The organism is Bacillus atrophaeus (assembly GCF_039519175.1).
In the GTDB taxonomy this organism is placed as follows: domain Bacteria; phylum Bacillota; class Bacilli; order Bacillales; family Bacillaceae; genus Bacillus; species Bacillus atrophaeus.
Map to the genome: position 1 here is coordinate 2,989,065 of NZ_CP154443.1, position 24,171 is coordinate 3,013,235.

The following is a 24,171-nucleotide window of genomic DNA, read 5'->3' on the forward strand; positions in this document are numbered from 1 at the left end:
ATGAAACAAGCAGTATTATACGTTGGTCATGGAAGCCGGCTGAAACAGGCGCAAAAAGAAGCGGCAGCATTTTTACAAGGATGCAAGGCGCATGTCTCCGCGCCAATTCAGGAAGTCAGTTTTTTAGAATTGCAGGAGCCGTCAATTAAGACGGGCTTTGAAGCATGTATAAAGCAAGGCGCCACTCACATAGCGGTGGTGCCTCTGCTTCTTTTAACGGCAGCTCATGCAAAAAAAGATATTCCCGAAGAAGTTGCGCGCGCTGCCGCCCGTTATCCTGCAGTCAACATCACATACGGTAAGCCGATCGGGGTAGACGATGAAGTGGTTAAAGCAGTGTGCAATCGTTTAGAAGAAACAGGCGCTCCTTATGAAAACGCACGAGTCGTGCTGATTGGCAGAGGGAGTTCAGATCCCGCCGTGAAAAAAGATGTCACAGAAATCGCCGAGCGCCTTCAACGGATGGCGCCTGTCAAAGAAGTAATGCCCTGTTTTTTAACCGCGTGCAAACCGAATTATCGGGACGTTTTTTCACAACTGAAACAAGGTGACGGCACTCCGGTCTTTGTTGTGCCGTACTTGCTGTTCACCGGTATGCTGATGAGTGAGATTGAGAAAGAAGTGAAAAAGCTTCGAGACGTTAATCCGCATATCTATCTCGCCGCATATCTCGGTTTTCATCCTCATGTAAAAAACGCCTTTTTACATCGTGTGAATGAAACCATAGAAAATCAAAACGGTCAGTTTTATTTTGACAGAGGTTTATATGCTGCCGCTTCACATTAGCCTGCGTGACAGGAAGGTCGTAATAGCGGGCGGCGGAAAGATTGCCCTGCGCAGGGTGAAAACGGTGCTTACCGAAGGGGCGGATATCACCCTGATCAGTCCGCGCGCGCTGCCTGAAATCAAGGTGATGGCAGAGGAACATCAGATCCGTTGGATACCACGGAAAATTGACCAAGAAGACCTCCGCGAGGCATTTCTGATTATTGCCGCTACAGATGACGCAGGCGTCAATGAGCAGATCGCAAAGAACGCCTCTCCTTCTCAGCTTGTCAATTGTGTGAGTGCCGCAGAGCTTGGCAACGTGTATATGCCGAAAATCGTCCAAAAAGGGCATATTAAGGTTTCAGTTTCCACAAATGGAGCCAGCCCGAAGCACACAAAGCTGCTTGCAGAAAAAATTGCTCAGCTTGTTGACGAGGAATGTATTCTTGAGGTTGAGAGACTATATAAAAAAAGAAGAAATACATAAAGAACTGCCGCATACACGGCAGTTCTTTGTCGTTGATCAAATTACGAAGCAGCAGAGCGGGAGAACGCTATGCTGTCAGCCCTTATACCTACAAAACATCAGCTTTTTTTCAGCTGGATCACGACATCAGCATCTGGTGTTACAAACACGGTATGCTGGCTGTCATAAGTGACAAAACCGGGCTTTGCGCCGTTTGGCTTTTTCACATGTCTGATCTTTGTATAATCCACCGGAACAGAACCGGATTCTTTTGCTTTAGAAAAATAGGCTGCGATCGTAGCTGCTTCAAGGATGGACTGCTCATCCGGATCACTGTTTCGGATCACTACGTGAGAACCAGGGATATCTTTGGTATGCAGCCAAATATCGTCTCTTGCAGCGGCTTTTGTTGTTAAATACTCATTTTGTTTATTGTTTTTCCCAACTAAAATCGTAAGTCCTGTTGAGGATTCATATGTTTCTAGAACAGGCGTGTGCTGCTTTTGTTTTTTCTGTCCTCTTTGCTGCTTAGGCCGCAAATATTTTCCTTCCACAAGCTCATCCCGTATTTCACTTATGTCTCTTGGAGAGGCGGAGGACAGCTGCTGAATGAGCTGATCAAAGTATTCAATCTCTTTTTCTGCAAGGCTGATCTGTTCTTTTACGACAGCGACTGAGTTCTTCGCCTTTTGATACTTTGTAAAGTACGCCTGCGCGTTTTCGGAAGGCGTTTTGTTCGGATTCAGAGGAATGGTGATGAGCGGGCTTTCCTCTTCATAATAATTTGTGACATCGGCCTCTTTATCGCCTTTTTTCAGCCTGAACAAATTGGCTGTCAGCAGTTCTCCATAGAGCTGATATTCTTTTGCGTTCTCGGAATGCTGAAGTGTTCTTTCCAGTTTCTTGATTTTATTTGCGTTCTTTTTCCGTTCGTTCGCCACAAAACGTTCAAGATCCTGAGCCTGCTGTTTCACCCGGTCACGCTCTGCTTTTCCAAAATAAAAACGGTCTAACAGTTCACTGAGCGAATCGAAACGGCGTCCGTCCCCTTTGAGGTGGGTCAGCTTAAGAAGATAGAAATATTCCTTCCCGTTTGCCGTTGTAAGTTCTGGCGCGAACTTACACTCTTTCATTGTGCCAAAGAGATCCAAAAGCGCTTTGGGCAATGTAACTTTGTTTGCGAGTCCGGCCCTGAAAACAGCTTCTTTTGCAAAAAGCGGGGAGACGCCGGAAAACGTATCAACGATCTGTTTGTCAAGCTTGCCTTCCTGAAAGCTGAGATGCCGCAGAATATCATCCTCAGTTGCCTCCAAAGGAGACATCTTATTTTGCGCGGGCGGCACTTTATAATCATAACCCGGCAGCACGGTCCGGTAGCTGTTAACAGACGGTGATAAATGTTTAAGCCCGTCTATGATGGTATTTTCAAGCCCGTCCGTAAGAATAATATTGCTGTGGCGGCCCATAATTTCAACATAAAGCTTACGGACGGTTTCATCCCCGATTTCATTCCGGCTTTTAATATGGAATATCATAATTCTGTCCATACCTGATTGTTCAATGCTTTCAATAAAGCCTCCCTCGATGTGCTTTCTCAGCAACATACAAAACATAGGCGGCTCGCTCGGATTTTCATACGTCTGATTTGTCAGGTGCACCCGTGAATAGCTTGGGTGGGCTGATAATAATAATTTTTGGTTTTTTCCGTTAGCCCGGATATGAAAAATTACATCATGTTTAAAAGGCTGATGGATTTTTGTAATCCGTCCTCCTGTAATCCGTTCATTTAATTCGTGTGTCATTCCGTATGTAAACATGCCATCAAACGACATATGCAAAACACCCTCTTCTTATTAAATCCTGCATTCGATAATTATAGCATGAAATGGGACGAGTCAGAATAAGCTTGCTTATAGAGTGATATCTCTAAAGAAAGCAGGGGAGTGGACGAGTCGAATGAAGTTTCATGAAATGGAACAAACCGATTTGGTAGAAGCAACAAACACGTCCATGAAACAGGGTTTAACAGAGAAAGAGGTGAAAAAGCGCCTCGAAACGCACGGGCCGAACGAGCTGCAAGAAGGCAAAAAAACATCAGCGCTTGTTTTGTTTTTCTCACAGTTTAAGGATTTTATGGTGCTTGTGCTGCTTGCGGCGACTCTCATTTCCGGTTTTCTGGGCGAATATGTAGACGCAATCGCCATTATTGCGATTGTATTTGTCAATGGTATACTTGGATTTTTTCAAGAAAGGCGCGCTGAACAATCGCTGCAAGCTTTAAAAGAGTTATCGACACCGCATGTCATGGCGCTCAGAGAGGGAAGCTGGGCGAAAATCCCTTCAAAAGAGCTTGTGCCCGGTGATATTGTGAAATTTGCAAGCGGCGACCGAATTGGCGCAGATGTCCGGATTGTCGAGGCGAAGAGCCTTGAAATTGAAGAGTCCGCACTAACCGGAGAATCCCTGCCGGTTGTCAAACATGCGGATAAGTTGAAAAAGCCCGATGTCTCGCTGGGTGATATTACAAATATGGCCTTTATGGGGACGATTGTCACGCGAGGAAGCGGTGTCGGCATTGTTGTTGGCACAGGAATGAAGACGGCTATGGGAAAAATCGCTGACATGCTTGAATCAGCGGGAACTTTTTCTACACCGCTGCAAAGAAGGCTGGAGCAGCTGGGGAAAATCTTAATTGTCGTTGCTTTGCTGCTGACCGTTCTTGTCGTAGCTGTCGGCGTCATTCAAGGACATGACCTGTACAGTATGTTTTTAGCCGGTGTGTCATTGGCAGTAGCCGCCATTCCGGAGGGGCTGCCGGCAATCGTCACAGTGGCTTTGTCACTCGGCGTACAGCGGATGATTAAACAAAAATCGATTGTCAGAAAACTGCCTGCCGTTGAAACGCTCGGGTGCGCGTCTATTATTTGTTCAGACAAAACGGGCACCATGACCCAAAACAAAATGACAGTCACACACGTTTGGTCAGGCGGGAAGACATGGAACGTATCAGGAGTCGGTTACGAGCCGAAAGGGGCTTTTACACTTAACGGAAAAGAAACAAGCGCAGACCATCATAAACCGCTTCAGCAGATGCTATTATATGGCGCGCTGTGTAACACATCGATTATTGAGAAAAAAGACGGCGAATATATTCTTGACGGCGATCCGACAGAAGGGGCACTTCTGACGGCAGCAAGAAAAGCTGGATTTTCTAATGACTTTGTACAATCTCATTACCGGGTGATAGAAGAGTTTCCGTTCGATTCCGACCGCAAGATGATGACTGTCATCGTGGAGGACAGGGACAAAAAACAATACGTGATCACCAAAGGCGCACCCGATGTACTGATGCAGCGTTCCGCCAACATTTTTTACGACGGATCGGCTGAGCTTTTTACTAAAGGGAGAAAGTCAGAAGCGGATGCCGTATTGAAACATTTGGCTTCGCAGGCGCTCAGAACAATCGCTGTTGCCTTTAAACCTCTGAAAGCCGGGGGAAAACCGACGATGGAGCAGGCTGAAAAAGACCTGACCTTGCTTGGGCTTTCCGGCATCATTGATCCGCCGCGGCCGGAAGTCAGACAGGCAATTAAAGAATGCCGGGAAGCGGGAATTAAAACGGTCATGATAACAGGAGATCATGTTGAAACCGCCAAAGCAATCGCGAAAGATTTGCGCCTGCTTCCGAAACGCGGAAAAATCATGGACGGACAGATGCTCAATGAGCTTTCATCCGAAGAGCTTGCAGGTGTTGTCGATGACGTGTATGTATTTGCCCGTGTATCGCCTGAACATAAGTTGAAAATTGTAAAAGCGTATCAAGAAAACGGCCACATCGTCGCCATGACAGGTGACGGAGTAAATGACGCCCCTGCCATCAAACAGGCTGACATCGGCGTGGCCATGGGTATTACAGGAACAGATGTAGCGAAAGAAGCCTCATCGCTCGTTCTCGTCGATGATAATTTCGCAACCATCAAATCAGCGATTAAAGAAGGCCGGAATATCTATGAAAATATTAGAAAGTTTGTCCGGTACCTGCTGGCATCAAATGTCGGAGAAATTTTAGTCATGCTCTTTGCCATGCTCTTGGCACTGCCGCTGCCGCTGGTGCCGATTCAAATTTTGTGGGTGAACCTGGTGACGGACGGACTGCCGGCCATGGCGCTCGGGATGGACCAGCCGGAAGGCGACGTGATGAAACGGAAGCCTCGGCAGCCGAAAGAAGGGGTTTTTGCCAGGAAGCTTGGATGGAAGGTTATATCAAGAGGGTTCTTAATAGGTATCGCAACACTGCTGGCTTTCATTATCGTGTATCACCGCAATCCTGAAAATTTGGCATATGCCCAGACGGTTGCGTTTGCGACATTGGTGCTTGCCCAGCTGATTCATGTTTTTGACTGTAGAAGCGAAACGTCCATTTTTGATAGAAATCCGTTTGAAAATCTATATTTAATAGGAGCGGTTCTGTCATCCATTTTGCTCATGGTTATCGTCATCTACTATCCTGCGCTCCAGCCGATTTTCCACACCGTTCCGATAAAACCGGGAGACTGGCTTTTAGTGATCGGTATGTCGGCCATTCCTACTTTTTTGCTGGCTGGGTCACTTTTGACAAGAAAAAAATAAATTCGTATGATATAATCTTAGGGGTAATAGCATGTCTATTGCCTTTTTATTTTGAGAACAGGGAAGAATTGGGTGTTTGATATGATACGAAGTATGACAGGCTTCGGCACAGCAAGCAAAACACAAGATGATCTCTCTGTAACCGTTGAGTTGAAATCTGTGAACTATCGGTTCAAAGAAGTCAATGCTCGTTTGCCCAGGCCTTTGCTATATTTAGAAGATAAACTGAAACAGATTATTTTACAGAATATACAGCGCGGCAGAATTGAGCTTTTTGTATCCGTTGACAGCGAGTCGCTCGTACAGAGAAGCGTAAAGGTTGATTGGGCGCTGCTGGATGAGTTTGTCACCGCTGCCGGTGAAATGAAAAAACGCTACAGCTTAACCGCTGAACCTGGTGTTATGGAATTGTTACAGTTAGAGCAAGCGGTGCAAATCCGTGAAAAACAAACACAGCACGACAAGCTTGAGGAATTTTTAACGGAGGCCGTTGAGGAAGCGGTGAAAGGCCTTTGTGAGATGCGGACTAAAGAAGGGCTGCTTCTAAAGGAAGACTGCCTCGCACATCTCGACCGGCTTGAAACGCTTGCCGCACAGGTGAAAGCGCATGCTCCCGCGGTTGTGAAACAATATCAAGAGCGGCTGTACTCCAGGATGAAGGAATGGACGGAAGATGCGCTGGACGAGAGCAGGCTGATAACGGAATGCGCCATCTTTGCGGATCGGTCTGACATTACGGAGGAGATTACCAGGCTGAAGAGCCATTTCGCACAATTCCGTGATATATTGGCTGAAGGAGGAATTGTCGGACGAAAACTCGACTTCCTCGTACAGGAGCTTAACCGCGAAGTAAACACCATCGGCTCAAAAGCAAATGATCATCAGATCACAAAGCTTGTCGTCGAAATGAAAAGTTCTATTGAAAAAATAAAAGAACAAGTGCAAAATATAGAATAGCGACTGTGCGTATTGTTTACAGACGGTCTCTCTAGGCTAGACTAGAGACGTCTATTTTACAGGGGGAACGTAGAAGATGACGATTAAACTGATTAATATCGGATTTGGGAATATCATCTCCGCCAATCGGATGATTTCGATTGTCAGCCCGGAGTCTGCGCCAATAAAACGGATGATTCAGGATGCAAGAGACCGCGGAATGCTAATTGACGCTACATACGGACGAAGAACCCGTGCAGTTGTCGTCATGGATAGTGATCACATTATCTTATCTGCCGTCCAGCCTGAGACAGTTGCACACAGACTTTCAGTTAAAGAAGAAATTATGGATGAAGGGCAGGGATAATTGCCGCATGAAAGAAAGAGGGTTATTAATCGTTCTCTCAGGTCCCTCAGGAGTTGGTAAAGGAACGGTAAGGCAAGCAATATTTTCACAAGAGGATACAAAATTTGAATATTCGATTTCAGTGACGACGAGAAGCCCGAGAGCGGGAGAGACAGACGGAGTCGATTATTTCTTCAAAACAAGGGATGAGTTCGAGCAGATGATTGCAAACAACAAGCTGCTTGAATGGGCTGAGTATGTCGGAAATTATTACGGCACGCCCGTCGATTATGTCGAACAAACGCTCCAAGAGGGAAAAGACGTCTTTTTGGAGATCGAAGTCCAGGGTGCGCTTCAAGTAAGAAACGCTTTCCCGGAAGGTCTGTTTATTTTCCTGGCGCCTCCGAGCCTTTCTGAACTGAAAAACAGAATTGTCACAAGAGGAACCGAGACAGACGCCCTGATTGAAAATCGGATGAAAGCTGCTAAGGCTGAGATCGAAATGATGGACGCTTACGATTATGTCGTTGAAAATGACAACATTGAGACAGCTTGCGAGAAAATTAAAGCAATTGTCCTCGCCGAGCATTTAAAGCGTGAACGCATTGCTCCGAGATATAAGAAAATGCTGGAGGTAGAATAACTTATGTTAGATCCGTCAATCGATTCATTAATGAATAAATTAGATTCAAAATACACGCTGGTGACTGTTTCTGCAAGACGCGCGCGTGAAATGCAAATCAAAAAGGACCAGCAGATTGAGCATACCATTTCACACAAATATGTAGGCAAAGCATTGGAAGAAATTGATGCCGGCCTGCTTTTGATTGAAAAGGAAGACCGCGAATAGCAGCACACAAGTAGCAACCTATGACAAGTATAGGTTGTTATTTTTTTCCGTAGGTTTTGTGTAAACGATGTAAAAAAGGGGGAGAAATTATTGCTTAATAATCGAAATATATTACTTTGTGTGAGCGGAGGAATTGCCGTTTATAAAGCGTGTGCGTTAACGAGCAAGCTCGTGCAGGCCGGAGCAAACGTAAAAGTCATTATGACGGAATCGGCATGTCAATTCGTCTCTCCGCTGACTTTTCAGGCGTTAAGTCGCCATGAAGTATATACAGACACATTTAAAGAACAAAATCCAAGCGTCATATCCCATATTGATGCGGCTGACTGGGCAGATCTTATCATCGTTGCCCCTGCAACAGCCAATGTTATTGGCAAATTAGCCAACGGGCTGGCAGATGACATGCTGACGACAACGCTTTTAGCGTCGGAGGCACCCGTTTGGATTGCGCCGGCCATGAATGTGCATATGTATGACCACCCGGCGGTCAAGCGCAATATTTCAGTCCTATACCAAGACGGCTTTCGTTTTATTGAGCCAAGTGAAGGTTATTTAGCATGCGGGTACGTCGGAAAAGGAAGATTGGAAGAACCAGAGAATATCGTGAAGCTCGCTGAAAGCCATTTTTCAGAAGAGACAAACGCTCCGCTCGAGGGAAAGCATGTTGTCATCACAGCCGGTCCGACACGTGAACCTGTTGATCCGGTTCGATTCTTTACAAACAAATCGACCGGGAAAATGGGCTATGCCGCAGCAGAGGCCGCAATTAGCCTCGGAGCGCGCGTGACCCTGATCTCAGGCCCGGTATCCATTGATCCGCCAAAAGGGCTGCATAAATTAATCAGCGTTCAGACTGCCGCGGATATGCGTGAGGCCGTGCTCTCTGTGTTCGACTCAAGCGACATCGTCATTAAAACGGCTGCGGTTGCCGATTTTACGCCAACATCAGTATCAGACCATAAAATGAAAAAGAAAGACGGCTCGCTTGTTATTGAACTGAAACGGACCGGGGATATTTTAAAAGAGCTTGGCGGGAAAAAACAGCGGCAAATATTAGTCGGGTTCGCAGCAGAAACACAAGACGTCGAGCATTATGCACGAAAAAAACTCGACACGAAAAATCTTGATATGATCGTAGCCAATAATGTGAAAACAGCAGGTGCCGGCTTTGGCGCAGATACAAACCTTGTCACGTTCTTTTTCAAAGACGGGCGCAGACGCGAGCTGCCGATACTTTCTAAGTTTGACGTCTCTCTGGAAATTTTCAGAGAAATTGTTGCGTTCTCAGAACAGAGCGTGGAGCGGTCATGAATTTTGCAGAAGTCATCGTGGATGTCAGCACAAAAAACATCGACAGGCCCTTTGATTACAAAATTCCGGAAAATCTAAAAGGGATGATCAAAACAGGCATGCGTGTTATTGTCCCGTTTGGTCCCCGTAAAATTCAAGGCTTTGTGACTGCCGTCAAAGAAACTTCTGATCTCGCAGGAAAGTCTGTCAAGGAAGTAGAGGATTTATTAGACCTGACGCCCGTTCTGACAAAAGAGCTTATGGATCTGTCCTCGTGGCTGTCAGACAAAACACTCTCATTTAAAATAACAGCGCTTCAGGCTATGCTGCCGGCGGCACTAAAGGCAAAATATGAAAAGGAATTGAAAATATCGGGTGATGACCCCCTTCCGCCGCAAATTGAGCGGCTGTTTTCCGAGCGTAAGAGCCTGTTATATTCGGATATTCCCGACCGCGAGACGCTAAAGCTCATCCAAAAATGTGTTCAAAAGGGCAATATAGATGTCACATATCAAGTAAAGCAAAAAACGAATAAAAAGATGATCAGAATGATACAGGCAAAAGTGCCGAAAGAGGAGCTTGCCAAGCAGGCTGCCCGGCTGAGTCAAAACGCCTCCAAACAGCAGGCGGTTCTTCATTTTTTCATCTCCGGCCAGGAAGGATTAAAGCTTTCTGCGGCGGATCTTTGCAAAAAGACAAATACAAGCGCGGCCACACTGAAAACGCTCATCCAAAAGGGATTGCTTCAGGAAAGCCATGAAGAGGTTTACAGAGATCCATATCAGGACAGAATGTTCAAAAAAACGAAGCCCCTTGCGCTGACTGATGAGCAAAGTGCAGCATACGAGTCGATACGGGAAACGCTTGATCAAGACGAGCATAAAGTATTTCTGCTTCATGGCGTTACAGGAAGCGGTAAAACAGAGATTTATTTGCAATCGATTGAAAAAGTGCTTGCGAAAGGAAAAGAGGCGATCGTGCTCGTCCCGGAAATTTCGCTGACGCCGCAAATGGTCAACCGGTTTAAAGGCCGTTTCGGTTCTCAGGTCGCCGTTATGCACAGCGGGCTGTCCACCGGGGAAAAATATGATGAATGGCGAAAAATCCACCGAAACGAAGTCCGTCTTGTAGTAGGCGCCAGGTCAGCGATTTTCGCTCCGTTTGAAAATCTCGGCATGATCATTATCGATGAAGAACATGAATCATCCTATAAGCAGGAAGAAATGCCGCGTTATCATGCGAAAGAGGTGGCCATCAAACGGGCTGAGCACCATAGCTGTCCGGTCGTTTTGGGAAGCGCCACACCGACACTGGAATCATTTGCCCGTGCGAAAAAAGGAGTTTATGAGCTTTTGTCATTAAAGAGCCGTGTCAATCAGCAGGTGATGCCTGAAGTTTCTCTTGTTGACATGAGGGAAGAGCTCAGAGGCGGCAACCGCTCTATGTTTTCCTTAGAACTGATGGAACTGCTTGAGGAAACGATCGCAAAGGGTGAGCAGGCGGTGCTGTTTTTAAATAAACGCGGCTATTCTTCATTTGTCATGTGCCGGGACTGCGGTTATGTTCCGCAATGTCCGCACTGTGATATTTCCATGACCTATCATCGTTACGGCCAGAGACTCAAATGCCATTATTGCGGTCATGAAGAACCGGTTCCGAATACTTGTCCGGAATGCGGGAGCGAGCATATCCGTTTTTTTGGAACGGGAACGCAGAGAGTGGAAGAAGAGCTGACAAAGGTGCTGCCGAATGCGAGAGTGATACGGATGGACGTGGACACGACGTCGAGGAAAGGATCTCATGAAAAGCTATTATCAGCTTTCGGGGAAGGAAAAGCGGACATTCTTCTCGGTACGCAGATGATTGCAAAGGGGCTTGATTTTCCCAATGTGACCCTTGTCGGCGTTCTCAGCGCTGACACAACACTTCATATCCCTGATTTCAGATCAGCCGAAAAAACCTTCCAGCTATTAACGCAAGTAAGCGGGAGGGCCGGCCGGCATGAAAAACTGGGCCGGGTGATCATTCAGACATATACCCCGTCCCATTACAGCATTCAGCTGACAAAAACACATGACTATGAATCTTTCTTTCAGCAGGAAATGGGGCACAGGAGAGAACAGTCCTACCCGCCGTATTATTATTTGGCCCTTGTGACTGTTTCCCATGAGGAAGTGGCAAAAACGGCAATCATAGCCGATAAAATCGCCCATTATTTAAAAGCGAACTGCGGCGCTGACGCGAAAATCCTCGGACCCGCCGCGTCGCCGATTGCCAGGATCAAAGATAGATATCGCTATCAATGCGTGATAAAATACAAACAGGAAAACCAGTTGTCAGAAGTATTAAAGAAGATACTGGAACATTATAAACGCGATATTGAACAAAAGCATGTAACGATTTCAATTGATATGAATCCTTATATGATGATGTAACATCTGCGTGTTGGAGGGCTTTATTTTGGCGGTAAAACCAATTGTCACACATCCTGCGGAGGTTCTTGAAACACCGGCGGAGGCTGTGACTGTTTTTGATAAAAAATTAAAAAAGCTGCTTGACGATATGTACGATACGATGCTTGAAATGGACGGTGTCGGATTGGCAGCGCCGCAAATTGGCATTTTGAAAAGAGCTGCTGTTGTGGATATCGGCGAAGAAAGCGGCAGAATCGACTTGATTAACCCGGAAATTCTTGAAAGCGGCGGCAAACAAACGGGAATTGAAGGCTGCTTGAGTTTCCCTGATTTATATGGAGAGGTTACCCGTCCCGATTATGTGAAAGTACAGGCCTATAATCGGCAGGGTAAACCGTTTGTTTTTGAAGCGACAGGCTTTTTAGCAAGAGCTGTACAGCATGAAATGGATCACTTGGACGGTGTGCTGTTCACTTCAAAAGTAAGCAAGTATTATACAGAAGACGAACTAGCGGATATGGAAGGATGATTGGATGACGAGAATCGTTTTTATGGGAACGCCTGATTTTTCTGTTCCTGTTTTAAGAACGCTTATAGATGAAGGATATGAAGTTGTGGGGGTCGTCACTCAGCCTGACCGGCCGAAAGGAAGGAAAAAGGTTATGACGCCTCCGCCTGTTAAGGAAGAGGCCCTGCGCCATGGAATAACGGTGCTTCAGCCTGAAAAAGTGAGACAGGATGAAGAAATTGAAAAAGTGCTCGCATTGAAACCCGATTTGATTGTAACAGCGGCATTCGGACAAATCTTGCCTAAAAAGCTGCTCGACAGCCCGAAATATGGCTGTATTAACGTGCACGCGTCACTTTTGCCGGAATTAAGGGGCGGGGCTCCGATTCATTATTCGATTTTGCAAGGCAAGAAAAAAACCGGGGTTACCATCATGTACATGGTGGAGAAACTGGATGCAGGCGACATGCTTTCTAAAATTGAAGTGGACATAGAAGAGAAAGATAACGTCGGAACGCTTCATGACAAATTAAGCAAAGCCGGAGCAGAACTTTTATCTCAAACCGTTCCTGACGTCATTAAAGGGAACGTAACACCGATTCAGCAAGACGAAGGGAAAGCGACCTACGCCCCGAACATTAAACGGGAGCAGGAGCTGATCGACTGGTCGAGAAGCGGCGAAGATCTATATAACCAAGTGCGCGGACTGAATCCTTGGCCTGTCGCCTATACGACGCTTAACGGCCAAAACCTGAAGATATGGTCGGCGAAAAAAACACCCGCTCAAAAGAAAGCTGAACCGGGAACCGTTATTGCTGTTGAGGAGAATGGAATCGTAGTCGCGACAGGCAATGAAACAGCGTTGTTAGTAACCGAACTGCAGCCGGCAGGTAAAAAGCGCATGGAAGGCGAGGATTTCGTCAGAGGCGCAAATGTGCAAACTGGAGAAGTATTAGGAGTAAAGCATGAAGAATAATAATGTTCGCGACATTGCGCTTGAAGCGCTGATGAAACTGGATCAAAATCAGGCTTACAGTAATCTGCTGCTCAAGTCTGTCATTAAATCGAATGAGCTCAGCGATCAGGATAGAGGTCTGTTGACTGAGCTGGTATACGGGACACTGCAAAACAAAACAGCCCTGGATTATATGCTTAAGCCGTTCATCAACAAACCGGCTAAGGTGAAGCCATGGGTCATTCAGCTCCTTCGGCTTTCCCTGTATCAAATGGAATATTTAGAAAAGATTCCGCACAGGGCAGCCATTCATGAAGCGGTAGAAATCGCCAAAAAAAGGGGCCATAAAGGAATTGCTTCTTTTGTCAACGGCGTTCTTCGCTCTGTACAGCGTGAAGGCGTTCCGTCATTTGCAGCCATTAATGACCCTGTCACCCGGCTTGCGACAGAGACAAGCCATCCGGAATGGCTTGTCAAAGAATGGGCGGAAACATATGGGTTTGACGCAGCTGAAAAAATCTGCCGTATTCACCTTGTACCGCCTAAGCAAACCCTTCGTGTCAATCAAATGAAAAAAGACAGAGATGAGTTGCTCGAATCTCTGGCAGCCGAAGGAATAGAAGCTGAAAAAGGCGACCTGTCCCCTGATGCAGTAAAGCTTCTAAAAGGAAGCATAGCGGGAAGCCGTTTCTTTAAAAATGGTGACGTGTCCATTCAGGATGAAAGCTCGATGCTTGTCGCACGAGCGCTTGGCCCCGAAGCAGGAGAAACCATTTTGGATGCCTGCGCGGCTCCGGGAGGGAAATCAACACATATCGCTGAACGAATGGGAAATGAAGGGTCGGTCTTGTCACTAGACCTTCACGAGCATAAAGTGAAGCTGATTAAAGAAGCGGCAAATAGACTCGGACTGACGATCATCAAGCCTGAGGCAATGGATGCCCGCAAAGCATCGGAAGCCTTTCAAGCTGAAGAGTTTGACCGCATTCTCGTCGATGCTCCGTGCTCAGGTTTCGGGGTTATCCGCAGAAAGCCCGACATGAAATACAGCAAAACCCCTGAAGACAGCGCACGCCTTGCCAAGATTCAGCTGTCAATTTTAAGGGAAATCGCTCCATTAGTAAAAAAAGGTGGCACACTCGTGTACAGTACGTGTACAATGGACCGGACAGAAAATGAAGAAGTAATCCATGCGTTTATACAAGAACATCCTGAATTTGAACCCGATTTGTCTCTTGAAAAGCGGCTGCCTGAAAAGGCGAGACCTTTTGTTCGGGGTGGAAGCCTTCAAATCCTTCCTCACTATTTCGGAACAGATGGTTTCTTTATTTGCAGCATGAGAAAGAAGGGATAAGCAATGACACAATCAAAACAAACAAAAGTCAGAAAAGAATTGCGGACAGAAAACCCGTCCATTTATTCTTTTGAATTAGATGAACTTCAAACATGGCTCACTGAAAACGGAGAGAAACCGTTTCGCGCCGCACAAATTTTTGAATGGCTTTATGAAAAACGAGTGTCTTCTTTTGAAGACATGACAAACCTTTCAAAAAGCCTGCGTGAGAAATTAAGCAGCCATTTCGTGCTCACAACGCTGAAAACTGCGGTGAAGCAAACATCTCAGGATGGAACGATGAAATTTTTATTCGAACTCCATGACGGTTACACAATCGAAACCGTTTTAATGAGACACGAATATGGCAATTCTGTATGTGTAACGACACAAGTCGGCTGCCGCATCGGCTGTACGTTTTGCGCATCGACACTCGGCGGACTGAAACGTAATCTTGAAGCAGGCGAAATCGTTGCTCAAGTAGTGAAAGTCCAAAAAGCGCTTGATGAAACAGATGAGCGCGTCAGTTCTGTGGTTATTATGGGAATCGGCGAGCCATTTGATAATTTTAATGAAATGCTTGCTTTCTTAAAAATCATTAATCATGATAAAGGATTAAATATCGGTGCCCGCCACATTACGGTGTCAACAAGCGGAATCATCCCGAAAATTTACGATTTCGCAGACCAGCAAATGCAAATTAACTTCGCGATTTCTCTGCACGCGCCAAATACGGAGATCAGAAGCCGGCTGATGCCGATTAACAAGGCGTATAAGCTGCCTGACTTAATGGAGGCAGTCAAATACTATATTGAAAAAACCGGCAGACGCATCAGCTTTGAGTACGGCCTGTTCGGCGGTGTAAATGACCAGGTCGAACATGCTGAAGAGCTTGCAGAGTTATTAAAAGGCGTGAAATGCCACGTCAACTTAATACCTGTCAACTATGTGCCTGAACGTGATTATGTCCGCACGCCGAAGGACCAGATCTTTGCTTTTGAAAAAACGTTGAAATCCCACGGAGTAAATGTCACGATCAGAAGAGAGCAAGGCCATGACATTGACGCGGCCTGCGGTCAGCTTCGCGCGAAGGAGCGTCAAGACGAGACGAGGTGATGAGGTTGTTAACAGCCTTAAAAACAGATACAGGGAAAATCCGCCAGCACAATGAAGACGATGCGGGCATATTTAAGGGGAAAGACGAATTTATATTAGCGGTTGTCGCTGATGGCATGGGCGGCCATCTTGCCGGAGATGTTGCGAGCAAGATGGCTGTAAAAGCCATTGGAGAGAAGTGGAATCAGGCGGAAACCATTCCTTCTGCACCTTCGGAATGCGAGACGTGGATAAAGGAACAAATACACGCTGTAAACAGCCAGATTTACGGTCACGCACAAGCCCATGAAGAATGCCAAGGCATGGGAACAACGATTGTGTGCGCCCTTTTTACTGGGAAATCGGTTACGGTAGCCCACATAGGCGACAGCAGATGCTATTTGCTTCAAGAAGACGATTTCATTCAATTGACCGAAGATCATTCTCTTGTGAATGAGCTTGTGAAGACTGGAGAAATTTCTAAAGAAGACGCCGAGCATCACCCGAGAAAAAATGTACTCACAAAAGCTCTTGGAACAGACAGGTCGATCAGCATTGACGCCCGATCATTTGAATTAGAGCCAGGCGATAAGCTGCTTCTATGCTCAGACGGACTGACGAATAAGGTGGAAGACCGGGAATTAAAAGAAATTTTGCAAGATACATCAGCTCCTCAGGAAAAAGTAAATCTGCTCGTAGACAAAGCCAATGAAAACGGCGGAGAAGACAATATAACTGCGGTATTGCTTGAGCTTGCTTTACATGTTGAAGAGGGTGAAGAAAAGTGCTAATCGGCAAGCGGATCAGCGGGCGCTACCAAATTCTCCGGGTTATTGGCGGAGGAGGCATGGCAAACGTTTATTTAGCTGAGGACATCATTCTTGAACGTGAAGTCGCAATCAAAGTACTGCGGTTTGACTTTGCGAATGACAATGAGTTTATCAGACGTTTCCGAAGAGAAGCTCAGTCGGCATCGAGCCTTGACCACCCGAATATTGTCAGCATTTACGATGTGGGCGAAGAAGAAGATATCTATTATATTGTGATGGAATATGTGGAAGGCATGACGCTGAAGGAATACATAACCGCAAACGGGCCTCTTCACCCTAAAGAAGCGCTCCGCATCATGGAGCAGATTGTCTCAGCCATAGCACATGCCCATCACAATCACATTGTGCACAGGGATATTAAGCCTCACAATATTTTGATCGACCATATGGGGAATATAAAGGTCACTGATTTTGGCATTGCCACTGCCCTTAGTTCCACAACGATCACACATACAAATTCTGTTCTCGGCTCGGTTCATTACCTGTCTCCCGAGCAGGCGCGGGGCGGCTTGGCCACGAAGAAATCAGACATCTATGCGCTCGGCATCGTACTGTTTGAGCTTGTAACCGGGCGTATCCCGTTTGAAGGAGAATCAGCAGTCAGCATTGCTTTAAAGCATCTCCAAACGGAGACTCCTTCTGCAAAAAGATGGAATCCCGCGGTCCCCCAAAGCGTTGAAAACGTTATTTTAAAGGCCACAGCTAAAGATCCGTTTCACCGATATGAGTCCGCTGAGGACATGGGAGAAGACATCAAAACAGCTTTTGATGCCCGTCGGCTCAACGAAAAGAAGTTTTCCGTACTGGAAGATGAAGAAATGACTAAAGCGATTCCCATTATAAAGGATGCCGATCAAGCCTCTCCCTCTGACAAAGAGAATGCTGATGAAGCTCCTCACGGAAAGAAGACGAAAAAGGGCAAGAAGAAAAAATGGCCATGGGTTTTATTGGCCGTATGCTTTATTTTAATTACGGCCGGCGTACTCGCCGTAACCGTATTTCCATCTCTTTTTATGCCGAAAGATGTCAAGATCCCCGATGTTCAGGGGATGGAATATGAAGAAGCGGCTGATCTGCTTGAAAAAGACGGCTTACAGGTCGACTCGGATGTCTTGGAAATTTCAGACGAAAAAATTGAAGAAGGCTTAATGGTGAAGACAGATCCTAAAGCGGATTCAACCGTAAAAGAAGGGGCATCCGTTAAACTGTATAAAAGCACGGGAAAAGCAAAAACACAGCTGAATGATGTGACGGGTCAAACCGTTGAACGGGCAAAAGAAGCTTTGAAGAAAAAGGGCTTTGAAAACATAACAGTCAATGAGGTTCACGATGAAGAAGAGTCCGGCACGGTCATTGACCAGGAGCCTTCAGCAGGGACCGATCTTGTGCCAAGTGACGATCAAGTAAAGCTGACGGTCAGCATAGGCCCTGAAGACATCACGCTCAGAGACTTAACGACATACAGCAAACAGGCGGCCTCTGGTTATCTTGAGGATAACGGGCTGACATTGGTCGAAAAAGAAGTTCACTCAGACGATATTCCTGAAGGGCAGGTAGTCAAACAAAACCCGAAAGCCGGCACGGCATTAAAGCCCGGAAACGAAGTCGAAGTCACCTTTTCACTCGGACCTGAAAAAAAACCTGTGAAGACCGTGAAAGAAAAAATTCAAATCCCTTATGAACCGGAAAATGAAGGGGACGAGCTAGAGGTCCAAATTTCAATTGATGACGCAGACCACAGCATTTCTGACTCTTATGAAAACTTCAAAATAAAAGAGCCGACCGAACGTGCGATTGAATTGAAGATTGAACCGGGACAAAAAGGGTATTATCAAGTGACAGTAGATAACAAAGTCGTCAGCTACAAAACAATTGAGTATCCCAAAGATGAATAACAAGGAGGGACAATATGCCTGAAGGCAAGATTATTAAAGCGTTAAGCGGGTTTTATTACGTACTGGACGAATCAGACGATACAAAAGAAGGAAAAGTGATCCAATGCAGGGGAAGAGGCATTTTCAGAAAAAATAAAATAACGCCTCTCGTCGGTGACTATGTTGTGTATCAAGCTGAGCATGAAAAGGAAGGCTACCTTTTAGAAATAAAAGATAGAACCAATGAGCTAGTCAGGCCGCCGATCTCAAACGTTGATCAGGCAGTGCTCGTTTTTTCTGCGGTTCAGCCCACTTTCAGCACATCTTTATTAGACCGTTTTTTAGTTCTTGTTGAAGCAAACGATATTCTTCCCATCATCTGTATCACCAAAATGGATCTTGTCAAAGACCAAAAAACAAAAGAAGCCATTCAGGCTTATGCAAAAGACTACCGTAAAATCGGTTATGAGGTTTATCTCACCTCATCCAAGGAACAAAACGGGTTACCGGACATCATTCCTCATTTTCGGAATAAAACGACTGTCTTTGCAGGCCAGTCCGGTGTCGGGAAATCTTCACTTTTAAATGCGATAAGTCCTGAGCTTGAACTGAGAACGGATGAAATTTCGGAGCACTTAGGCCGCGGGAAACATACCACCCGGCATGTCGAACTCATCCACACATCAGGCGGATTAGTTGCGGACACGCCAGGATTCAGTTCACTGGAATTTACCGGCATTGAGGCGGAAGAGCTGGGATATACATTTCCCGAAATCAGAGAAAAAAGCGCTGAATGCAAATTCAGAGGCTGCCTTCATCTGAAAGAGCCGAAATGTGCCGTAAAACAAGCCGCGGAGAATGAAGAAATAACAAAATACCGTTATGACCATTATGTTGAATTTATGATGGAGATTAAAGACAGAAAGCCGAGGTATTAACATGATTAAGGTTGCACCATCTATCCTTTCCGCAGATTTTGCCTCTTTGGGAAAGGAAATAAAAGACGTGGAGCAGGGCGGAGCCGATTATATTCATATTGATGTGATGGACGGCCATTTTGTCCCAAATATTACGATCGGTCCGCTTATTGTGGAAGCCGTTCGTCCGGTGACAGAACTTCCGCTTGATGTTCATTTAATGATAGAAGAGCCGGACCGTTACATACCGGCATTCGCAAAGGCGGGAGCGGATGTGATATCCGTCCATGCCGAAGCATGTCCGCACCTTCACCGAACCATTCAATTAATAAAAGAACATGGCGTAAAGGCGGGAGTTGTGCTTAATCCCCACACCACCGTTGATATGATTAAGCATGTGATAGACGAGCTTGATCTCGTTCTCTTAATGACTGTGAACCCGGGCTTTGGAGGGCAGAAGTTTATTCATTCCGTCCTGCCGAAAATAAGCGAAGTCCGCCGGCTTGCAGACGTAAAAGGGAAAAATGAGATACTGATTGAAGTAGACGGCGGCGTCAACAAAGAGACAGCCCCGCTATGCATTGAAGCAGGCGCCAACTTACTTGTCGCGGGGTCTGCGATTTATGGCCAAAATGACCGCAAGAAAGCCATTTCTGACATTAGAGGCAATTTATAAATAAGCACTCCGAAAGAGCCAAGCGCTGATTGACCAGCTTGAGCTCTTTTTCCTGTATGCAGATAAAGAGAGGAAACAATATGAGCCAGATAAATATAGTCGCCGGCGGACCGATTGACTTAATACCGGAACTTTCCCAGTATGCCGCTGATCAAATGCTGTGGGTCGGTGTTGATAAAGGCACGGTCACATTGTTAGACGCCGGCATCATTCCGGATGAAGCGTTCGGGGATTTTGACAGTATCACAGACCGAGAGCGCCGGAAAATTGAAAAGGCGGCGCCGGGTTTGCATGTGTACCAGGCTGAAAAAGACCAAACAGACTTAGAGCTTGCACTCGTCTGGGCTTTAGAGCAAAAGCCGGATATGATCCAAGTATTCGGTATCACGGGCGGGAGAGCTGATCATTTTTTAGGGAATATCCAGCTTTTGCACAAAGGCATTGAATCAAACACAGCGATTCAGCTGATCGACAAACAGAACATCATTCAAATGTTTACACCGGGAACACATACAATTGAGAAGGACTTCGGCAAAAGATATATTTCATTCATCCCGTTTTCTGAAGAGGTAGAAGAACTTACCCTCACCGGTTTTAAATATCCGCTAAAAAACTGTCATATTACATTCGGTTCAACACTATGTATTAGTAACGAACTCATTTATTCACGAGGTACTTTTTCGTTTGCTGAAGGCATAGTAATAATGGTAAGGAGCACTGATTAGCTACGTGCTTTCACTCAAATGCAGAAACAATAAACCTTTAGAACGATGAACAGGCGGTTACCGGACTTATAGGAGGGGGACAAAAATGAAATTTTACACCATTAAATTGCCGAAGTTTTTAGGAGGAATTGTCCGGGCAATGCTGGGCTCATTTAAAAAAGATTAAGCCTGACAGCGAAGCCCTCTTACACCACATAAAAACGCCTGCCACACATATCGGGGCAGGCGTTCATTTTGTTATACACGCTCAACTTTACCGGATTTCAAAGCTCGAGCAGATACATATACTTTTTTAGGTTTGCCGTTCACAAGGATACGAACCTTTTGAAGATTCGCGCCCCAAGTGCGCTTAGAAGCGTTCATTGCGTGAGAACGGTTATTCCCAGCTGTTGTTTTTTTACCTGTGATAACGCATTTACGTGCCATTTGTTTCCCTCCTAACTGCGCAAAACATCTACTTTTCAACATGCATTTTTCTTAGATGCTTTTGATACTTTAATAATTTACCACAGCTAAAAACCGTTTGCAACTATTGTTTCCCCTCCTTTCAAGAAAAATCACTTGACAACTTGAAAAAAATTGAACGCTGTAGTATAAGTAGGGTTGGACAGTCAGTGTTGCTGACTTTTCTTTTCATAACGGAGTACATATAGTAGAATAGCTGTAACTCTATGCACTCGAAGGAGGAACTTGCGTGTCCATTGAATTAAGAACAAAATACGGACAGATTGATATATCGAATGAAGTCATCGCGATGGTTGCCGGAGGCGCGGCCATTGACTGTTACGGGATTGTAGGCATGGCATCTAAAAGCCAAATTAAAGACGGACTGACTGAGATCCTCCGCAAAGAGAATTTCAGCCGAGGGGTTCTTGTCCGCCAGGAAGCAGACCGGATACATATTGACATGTACATTATTGTGAGCTATGGCACCAAAATATCCGAAGTCGCACACAATGTTCAAACAAAAGTAAAATACACAGTAGACCAAACAGTCGGACTTGCAGTGGATTCTGTAAATATTTATGTCCAAGGCGTACGAGTGACGAACCCGTAGTTAGGAGGAAAAGTATTGTCTAAACGAAAATTGGATGGGAGAGCCTTTGCGGAAATGATTCTTTCAGGGGCTCAAAACCTGTCTCAGAACGCAGGAGTTGTTGATGCGTTAAATGTGTTTCCGGTCCCGGACGGCGATACAGGAACAAATATGAACCTGTCGATGACCTCCGGAGCGAGAGAAGTGGAACATCTTGAGACATCTGATATCGGCAAGGTGGGAATTGCGCTGTCTAAGGGATTGCTTATGGGAGCGAGAGGGAACTCAGGTGTCATATTGTCGCAATTATTCCGGGGTTTCAGCAAAAGCATTGAGCAAAAAAAAGAAATAAACGCCAATGAGTTTGCCGCAGCGCTTCAAGCCGGTGTAGACATGGCTTATAAGGCAGTGATGAAGCCTGTTGAGGGGACGATTTTAACAGTAGCAAAAGATGCGGCGAAAGAAGCAGTCGCTGCGGCCCAAAAAGAAACCGATATCATAAAGCTGATGGAGGCTGTCACTGAAGAAGCAGAGGCATCGCTGAACAGAACGCCCGATTTGCTTCCTGTACTGAAGGAAGTCGGCGTGGTGGACAGCGGCGGAAAAGGGCTGCTTTGCGTATATGAAGGATTTCTGGCTTCATTAAAAGGAGAAACCGTTTCAGCAAAAACAGCTCTTCCTTCACTTGACGACATGGTCAGCGCTGAGCATCATAAGAGCGCACAAAGCATGATGAGCACGGAAGATATAGAATATGGTTTCTGCACCGAGGTTATGGTAAGGCTGGATCAGGACAAAAGAGCGTTTAATGAAGAAACATTCAGAAACGATCTGAGCCGATTCGGCGATTCGCTTCTAGTGATTGCAGATGATACACTGGCGAAGGTCCATGTCCATGCCGAAGAGCCCGGAAACGTATTAAACTACGCGCAAAACTACGGCGAATTGATTAAAATCAAAATCGAAAATATGAGAGAGCAGCACACGTCTATCATCAGTCAGGATCTGATGCCTGCGGACAGCGGGGCGCCTGTCGCGCAATCAACTAAAAAGCAACCGTACGGTATTGTCACGGTCGCGATGGGAGAAGGCATTTCAGAGCTGTTTAAAAGCATCGGCGCTTCTTCCGTTATTGAAGGCGGACAAACAATGAATCCGAGCACTGAAGATATCGCAGAAGCCGTCAAGTCAGTGAATGCTGAAGTTGTATTCATTTTGCCGAACAACTCTAACATTATAATGGCTGCCAATCAAGCGGCAAGCGTTTTAGAACAGCAGGTCTTTGTCATTCCTGCAAAAACCGTGCCTCAAGGGATGTCTGCTCTATTAGCGTTTAATCCGCAGCAAGAACCAGAGGTCAATGAAGCGAATATGCTTGACGCCATTCAGCAAGTGAAAAGCGGACAGGTGACCTATTCAGTCAGAGATACTCATATAGACGGCCATGACATTAAAAAAGGCGATTTTATGGGAATTCTGAACGGAACGATTATCGGCAGCGCTGAAAATCAGCTTGCAGCCGCAAAAATGCTGCTTTCCGAAATGATTGGGGAAGAAGATGAAATTGTGACGGTTCTGTATGGAGAGAATGCTTCTTCGGAGGAAGCGGCACAGCTTGAAGAGTTTCTAGGCGATAAGTTTGAAGATGTGGAAGTTGAAATCCATAACGGAAAACAGCCGCTGTATTCTTATATATTTGCGGTAGAGTAGAAGGGCTTACGGCCCTTCTATTCTTATGCCTTCTTTTAAGTGCGGCAGCGCGGTAATACGTCCGCTTGCCATTTCATATCTGATCAATTAGTCTAGAAGAAAAGCGCTAAAAAGGTTTGTTGATTGATAGATAAGAGGGGGAAAAACATGAAATACAGGAGCGTTTTTGATATCATCGGACCGGTTATGATTGGTCCGTCCAGCTCACATACTGCGGGCGCGGCGCGAATCGGAAGAGTGGCCAGAAGTCTATTTGGCAGAGAGCCAGAGCGCATCATAGTTTCTTTTTATGGCTCTTTTGCGGAAACTTATAAAGGCCATGGCACCGATGTCGCCATTATCGGAGGCCTGCTCGATTTTGATACATTTGACGAACGGATAAAAACGGCGATCCAAATTGCTGAAGATAAAGGAATAACGATAGAGTTTAGGGTGGAAGACGCTGTCCCTGTTCATCCGAACACAGCGAAGATCAGGATATCGGATGATCAAGGAGAGCTCGAATTGACCGGGATTTCAATAGGGGGAGGTAAAATCGAAATAACCGAATTAAACGGGTTCGAACTCCGCCTTTCAGGGAACCATCCTGCCATTTTAGTGGTCCATAATGATAAGTTCGGCACCATTGCGGGAGTGGCGAATGTCCTTGCGAAATTCTCCATTAATGTAGGACATATGGAGGTAGCGCGGAAGGACATCGGCCAGCTTGCGCTGATGACGATAGAAGTGGATCAAAATATTGATGATGACGTGCTCGATGAGCTTAAGAAATTGCCAAATATTATTCAAGTCACTAAAATTGCTGACTAGTGA

At 45.8% G+C, this 24,171-nt stretch carries 24 protein-coding genes; 22 read left to right on the plus strand and 2 right to left on the minus strand.

The genetic code is table 11. From position 1 onward, the window contains the following. Nucleotides 1–786, plus strand: coding sequence for a sirohydrochlorin chelatase (locus AAHT65_RS15240; protein ID WP_106271594.1), 786 nt, complete (start codon nt 1–3; stop codon nt 784–786). Beyond that, on the plus strand, nt 767–1,255 hold the full coding sequence (locus AAHT65_RS15245; protein WP_094232000.1) for a precorrin-2 dehydrogenase/sirohydrochlorin ferrochelatase family protein: 489 nt from the start codon (nt 767–769) through the stop codon (nt 1,253–1,255). The genes AAHT65_RS15240 and AAHT65_RS15245 overlap by 20 nt, the downstream gene beginning before the upstream one ends. Nucleotides 1,256–1,353: 98 nt before the next feature. Here the strand turns inward: AAHT65_RS15245 and AAHT65_RS15250 are convergent, their stop codons facing one another. After that, nucleotides 1,354–3,066, minus strand: a complete 1,713-nt coding sequence (locus AAHT65_RS15250; protein WP_326084104.1) for an Rqc2 family fibronectin-binding protein — start codon at nt 3,064–3,066, stop codon at nt 1,354–1,356. Nucleotides 3,067–3,190: 124 nt separating this feature from the next. On the opposite strand from AAHT65_RS15250, the gene AAHT65_RS15255 reads away from it, so the two are divergent. From AAHT65_RS15255 to spoVM, 17 genes are all read left to right on the plus strand, one after another. Next, nucleotides 3,191–5,863, plus strand: coding sequence for a calcium-translocating P-type ATPase, SERCA-type (locus AAHT65_RS15255; RefSeq protein ID WP_315916888.1), 2,673 nt, complete (start codon nt 3,191–3,193; stop codon nt 5,861–5,863). Nucleotides 5,864–5,944: 81 nt separating this feature from the next. Further along, nucleotides 5,945–6,820, plus strand: coding sequence for a YicC/YloC family endoribonuclease (locus AAHT65_RS15260; RefSeq protein WP_343310460.1), 876 nt, complete (start codon nt 5,945–5,947; stop codon nt 6,818–6,820). A gap of 76 nt (nt 6,821–6,896) precedes the next feature. Continuing rightward, nucleotides 6,897–7,166, plus strand: coding sequence for an extracellular matrix/biofilm regulator RemA (gene remA, locus AAHT65_RS15265; protein ID WP_003154355.1), 270 nt, complete (start codon nt 6,897–6,899; stop codon nt 7,164–7,166). A 7-nt stretch (nt 7,167–7,173) separates the two neighbouring features. Next, nucleotides 7,174–7,788 carry a guanylate kinase gene (gene gmk / locus AAHT65_RS15270; RefSeq protein WP_003329002.1) on the plus strand — a complete coding sequence of 205 codons (615 nt, stop codon included), beginning with the start codon at nt 7,174–7,176 and terminating at the stop codon, nt 7,786–7,788. 3 nt (nt 7,789–7,791) lie between these two features. Next, entirely contained in the window at nt 7,792–7,995 is a 204-nt protein-coding gene (gene rpoZ, locus AAHT65_RS15275) for a DNA-directed RNA polymerase subunit omega (RefSeq protein ID WP_003329001.1), read from the plus strand. 90 nt (nt 7,996–8,085) lie between these two features. Continuing rightward, the gene (coaBC, locus tag AAHT65_RS15280; RefSeq protein ID WP_268516624.1) at nt 8,086–9,306 is read left to right on the plus strand and encodes a bifunctional phosphopantothenoylcysteine decarboxylase/phosphopantothenate--cysteine ligase CoaBC; all 1,221 of its coding nucleotides are present in this window, start codon (nt 8,086–8,088) and stop codon (nt 9,304–9,306) included. After that, the gene (gene priA, locus AAHT65_RS15285; RefSeq protein ID WP_343310461.1) at nt 9,303–11,720 is read left to right on the plus strand and encodes a primosomal protein N'; all 2,418 of its coding nucleotides are present in this window, start codon (nt 9,303–9,305) and stop codon (nt 11,718–11,720) included. The genes coaBC and priA overlap by 4 nt, the downstream gene beginning before the upstream one ends. Nucleotides 11,721–11,745: 25 nt before the next feature. Further along, on the plus strand, nt 11,746–12,228 hold the full coding sequence (def, locus tag AAHT65_RS15290) for a peptide deformylase (protein WP_003328997.1): 483 nt from the start codon (nt 11,746–11,748) through the stop codon (nt 12,226–12,228). A 4-nt stretch (nt 12,229–12,232) separates the two neighbouring features. Then, a complete protein-coding gene (fmt, locus tag AAHT65_RS15295) occupies nt 12,233–13,183 on the plus strand; it encodes a methionyl-tRNA formyltransferase (protein ID WP_343310462.1) in 951 nt (316 codons plus the stop codon). Continuing rightward, entirely contained in the window at nt 13,173–14,516 is a 1,344-nt protein-coding gene (rsmB, locus tag AAHT65_RS15300; RefSeq protein ID WP_106271583.1) for a 16S rRNA (cytosine(967)-C(5))-methyltransferase RsmB, read from the plus strand. The genes fmt and rsmB overlap by 11 nt, the downstream gene beginning before the upstream one ends. A 3-nt stretch (nt 14,517–14,519) precedes the next feature. Further along, nucleotides 14,520–15,611, plus strand: coding sequence for a 23S rRNA (adenine(2503)-C(2))-methyltransferase RlmN (rlmN, locus tag AAHT65_RS15305; protein WP_010788574.1), 1,092 nt, complete (start codon nt 14,520–14,522; stop codon nt 15,609–15,611). 5 nt (nt 15,612–15,616) lie between these two features. Beyond that, nucleotides 15,617–16,381, plus strand: coding sequence for a Stp1/IreP family PP2C-type Ser/Thr phosphatase (locus tag AAHT65_RS15310; RefSeq protein WP_003328993.1), 765 nt, complete (start codon nt 15,617–15,619; stop codon nt 16,379–16,381). Then, nucleotides 16,375–18,315, plus strand: a complete 1,941-nt coding sequence (gene pknB, locus AAHT65_RS15315) for a Stk1 family PASTA domain-containing Ser/Thr kinase (RefSeq protein WP_343310463.1) — start codon at nt 16,375–16,377, stop codon at nt 18,313–18,315. The genes AAHT65_RS15310 and pknB overlap by 7 nt, the downstream gene beginning before the upstream one ends. 14 nt (nt 18,316–18,329) lie before the next feature. Beyond that, the gene (gene rsgA, locus AAHT65_RS15320) at nt 18,330–19,232 is read left to right on the plus strand and encodes a ribosome small subunit-dependent GTPase A (protein WP_088117143.1); all 903 of its coding nucleotides are present in this window, start codon (nt 18,330–18,332) and stop codon (nt 19,230–19,232) included. Nucleotide 19,233: 1 nt separating this feature from the next. After that, complete coding sequence (gene rpe, locus AAHT65_RS15325; protein WP_343310464.1) at nt 19,234–19,887, plus strand: ribulose-phosphate 3-epimerase; 654 nt, start codon at nt 19,234–19,236, stop codon at nt 19,885–19,887. Between the two features lie 80 nt (nt 19,888–19,967). Then, nucleotides 19,968–20,612 carry a thiamine diphosphokinase gene (locus tag AAHT65_RS15330; RefSeq protein WP_003328988.1) on the plus strand — a complete coding sequence of 215 codons (645 nt, stop codon included), beginning with the start codon at nt 19,968–19,970 and terminating at the stop codon, nt 20,610–20,612. 85 nt (nt 20,613–20,697) lie between these two features. Further along, nucleotides 20,698–20,778 (plus strand): stage V sporulation protein SpoVM, encoded by an 81-nt coding sequence (gene spoVM / locus AAHT65_RS15335; RefSeq protein WP_003328987.1) that lies wholly within the window; start codon nt 20,698–20,700, stop codon nt 20,776–20,778. Between the two features lie 71 nt (nt 20,779–20,849). On the opposite strand, the gene rpmB is transcribed toward spoVM, so the two are convergent. Further along, nucleotides 20,850–21,038: a 50S ribosomal protein L28 gene (gene rpmB / locus AAHT65_RS15340; protein WP_003221548.1), complete on the minus strand. Its 189-nt coding sequence runs from the start codon at nt 21,036–21,038 to the stop codon at nt 20,850–20,852. Nucleotides 21,039–21,306: 268 nt separating this feature from the next. On the opposite strand from rpmB, the gene AAHT65_RS15345 reads away from it, so the two are divergent. The 3 genes from AAHT65_RS15345 (at nt 21,307) to sdaAB (ending at nt 24,168) form a co-directional block, all read left to right on the plus strand. Continuing rightward, complete coding sequence (locus AAHT65_RS15345) at nt 21,307–21,669, plus strand: Asp23/Gls24 family envelope stress response protein (protein ID WP_003328986.1); 363 nt, start codon at nt 21,307–21,309, stop codon at nt 21,667–21,669. 15 nt (nt 21,670–21,684) lie between these two features. Beyond that, nucleotides 21,685–23,358 carry a DAK2 domain-containing protein gene (locus AAHT65_RS15350; protein WP_343310465.1) on the plus strand — a complete coding sequence of 558 codons (1,674 nt, stop codon included), beginning with the start codon at nt 21,685–21,687 and terminating at the stop codon, nt 23,356–23,358. Nucleotides 23,359–23,505: 147 nt separating this feature from the next. Next, complete coding sequence (sdaAB, locus tag AAHT65_RS15355) at nt 23,506–24,168, plus strand: L-serine ammonia-lyase, iron-sulfur-dependent subunit beta (protein WP_003328984.1); 663 nt, start codon at nt 23,506–23,508, stop codon at nt 24,166–24,168. The last annotated feature ends 3 nt before the right edge of the window (nt 24,169–24,171 follow it).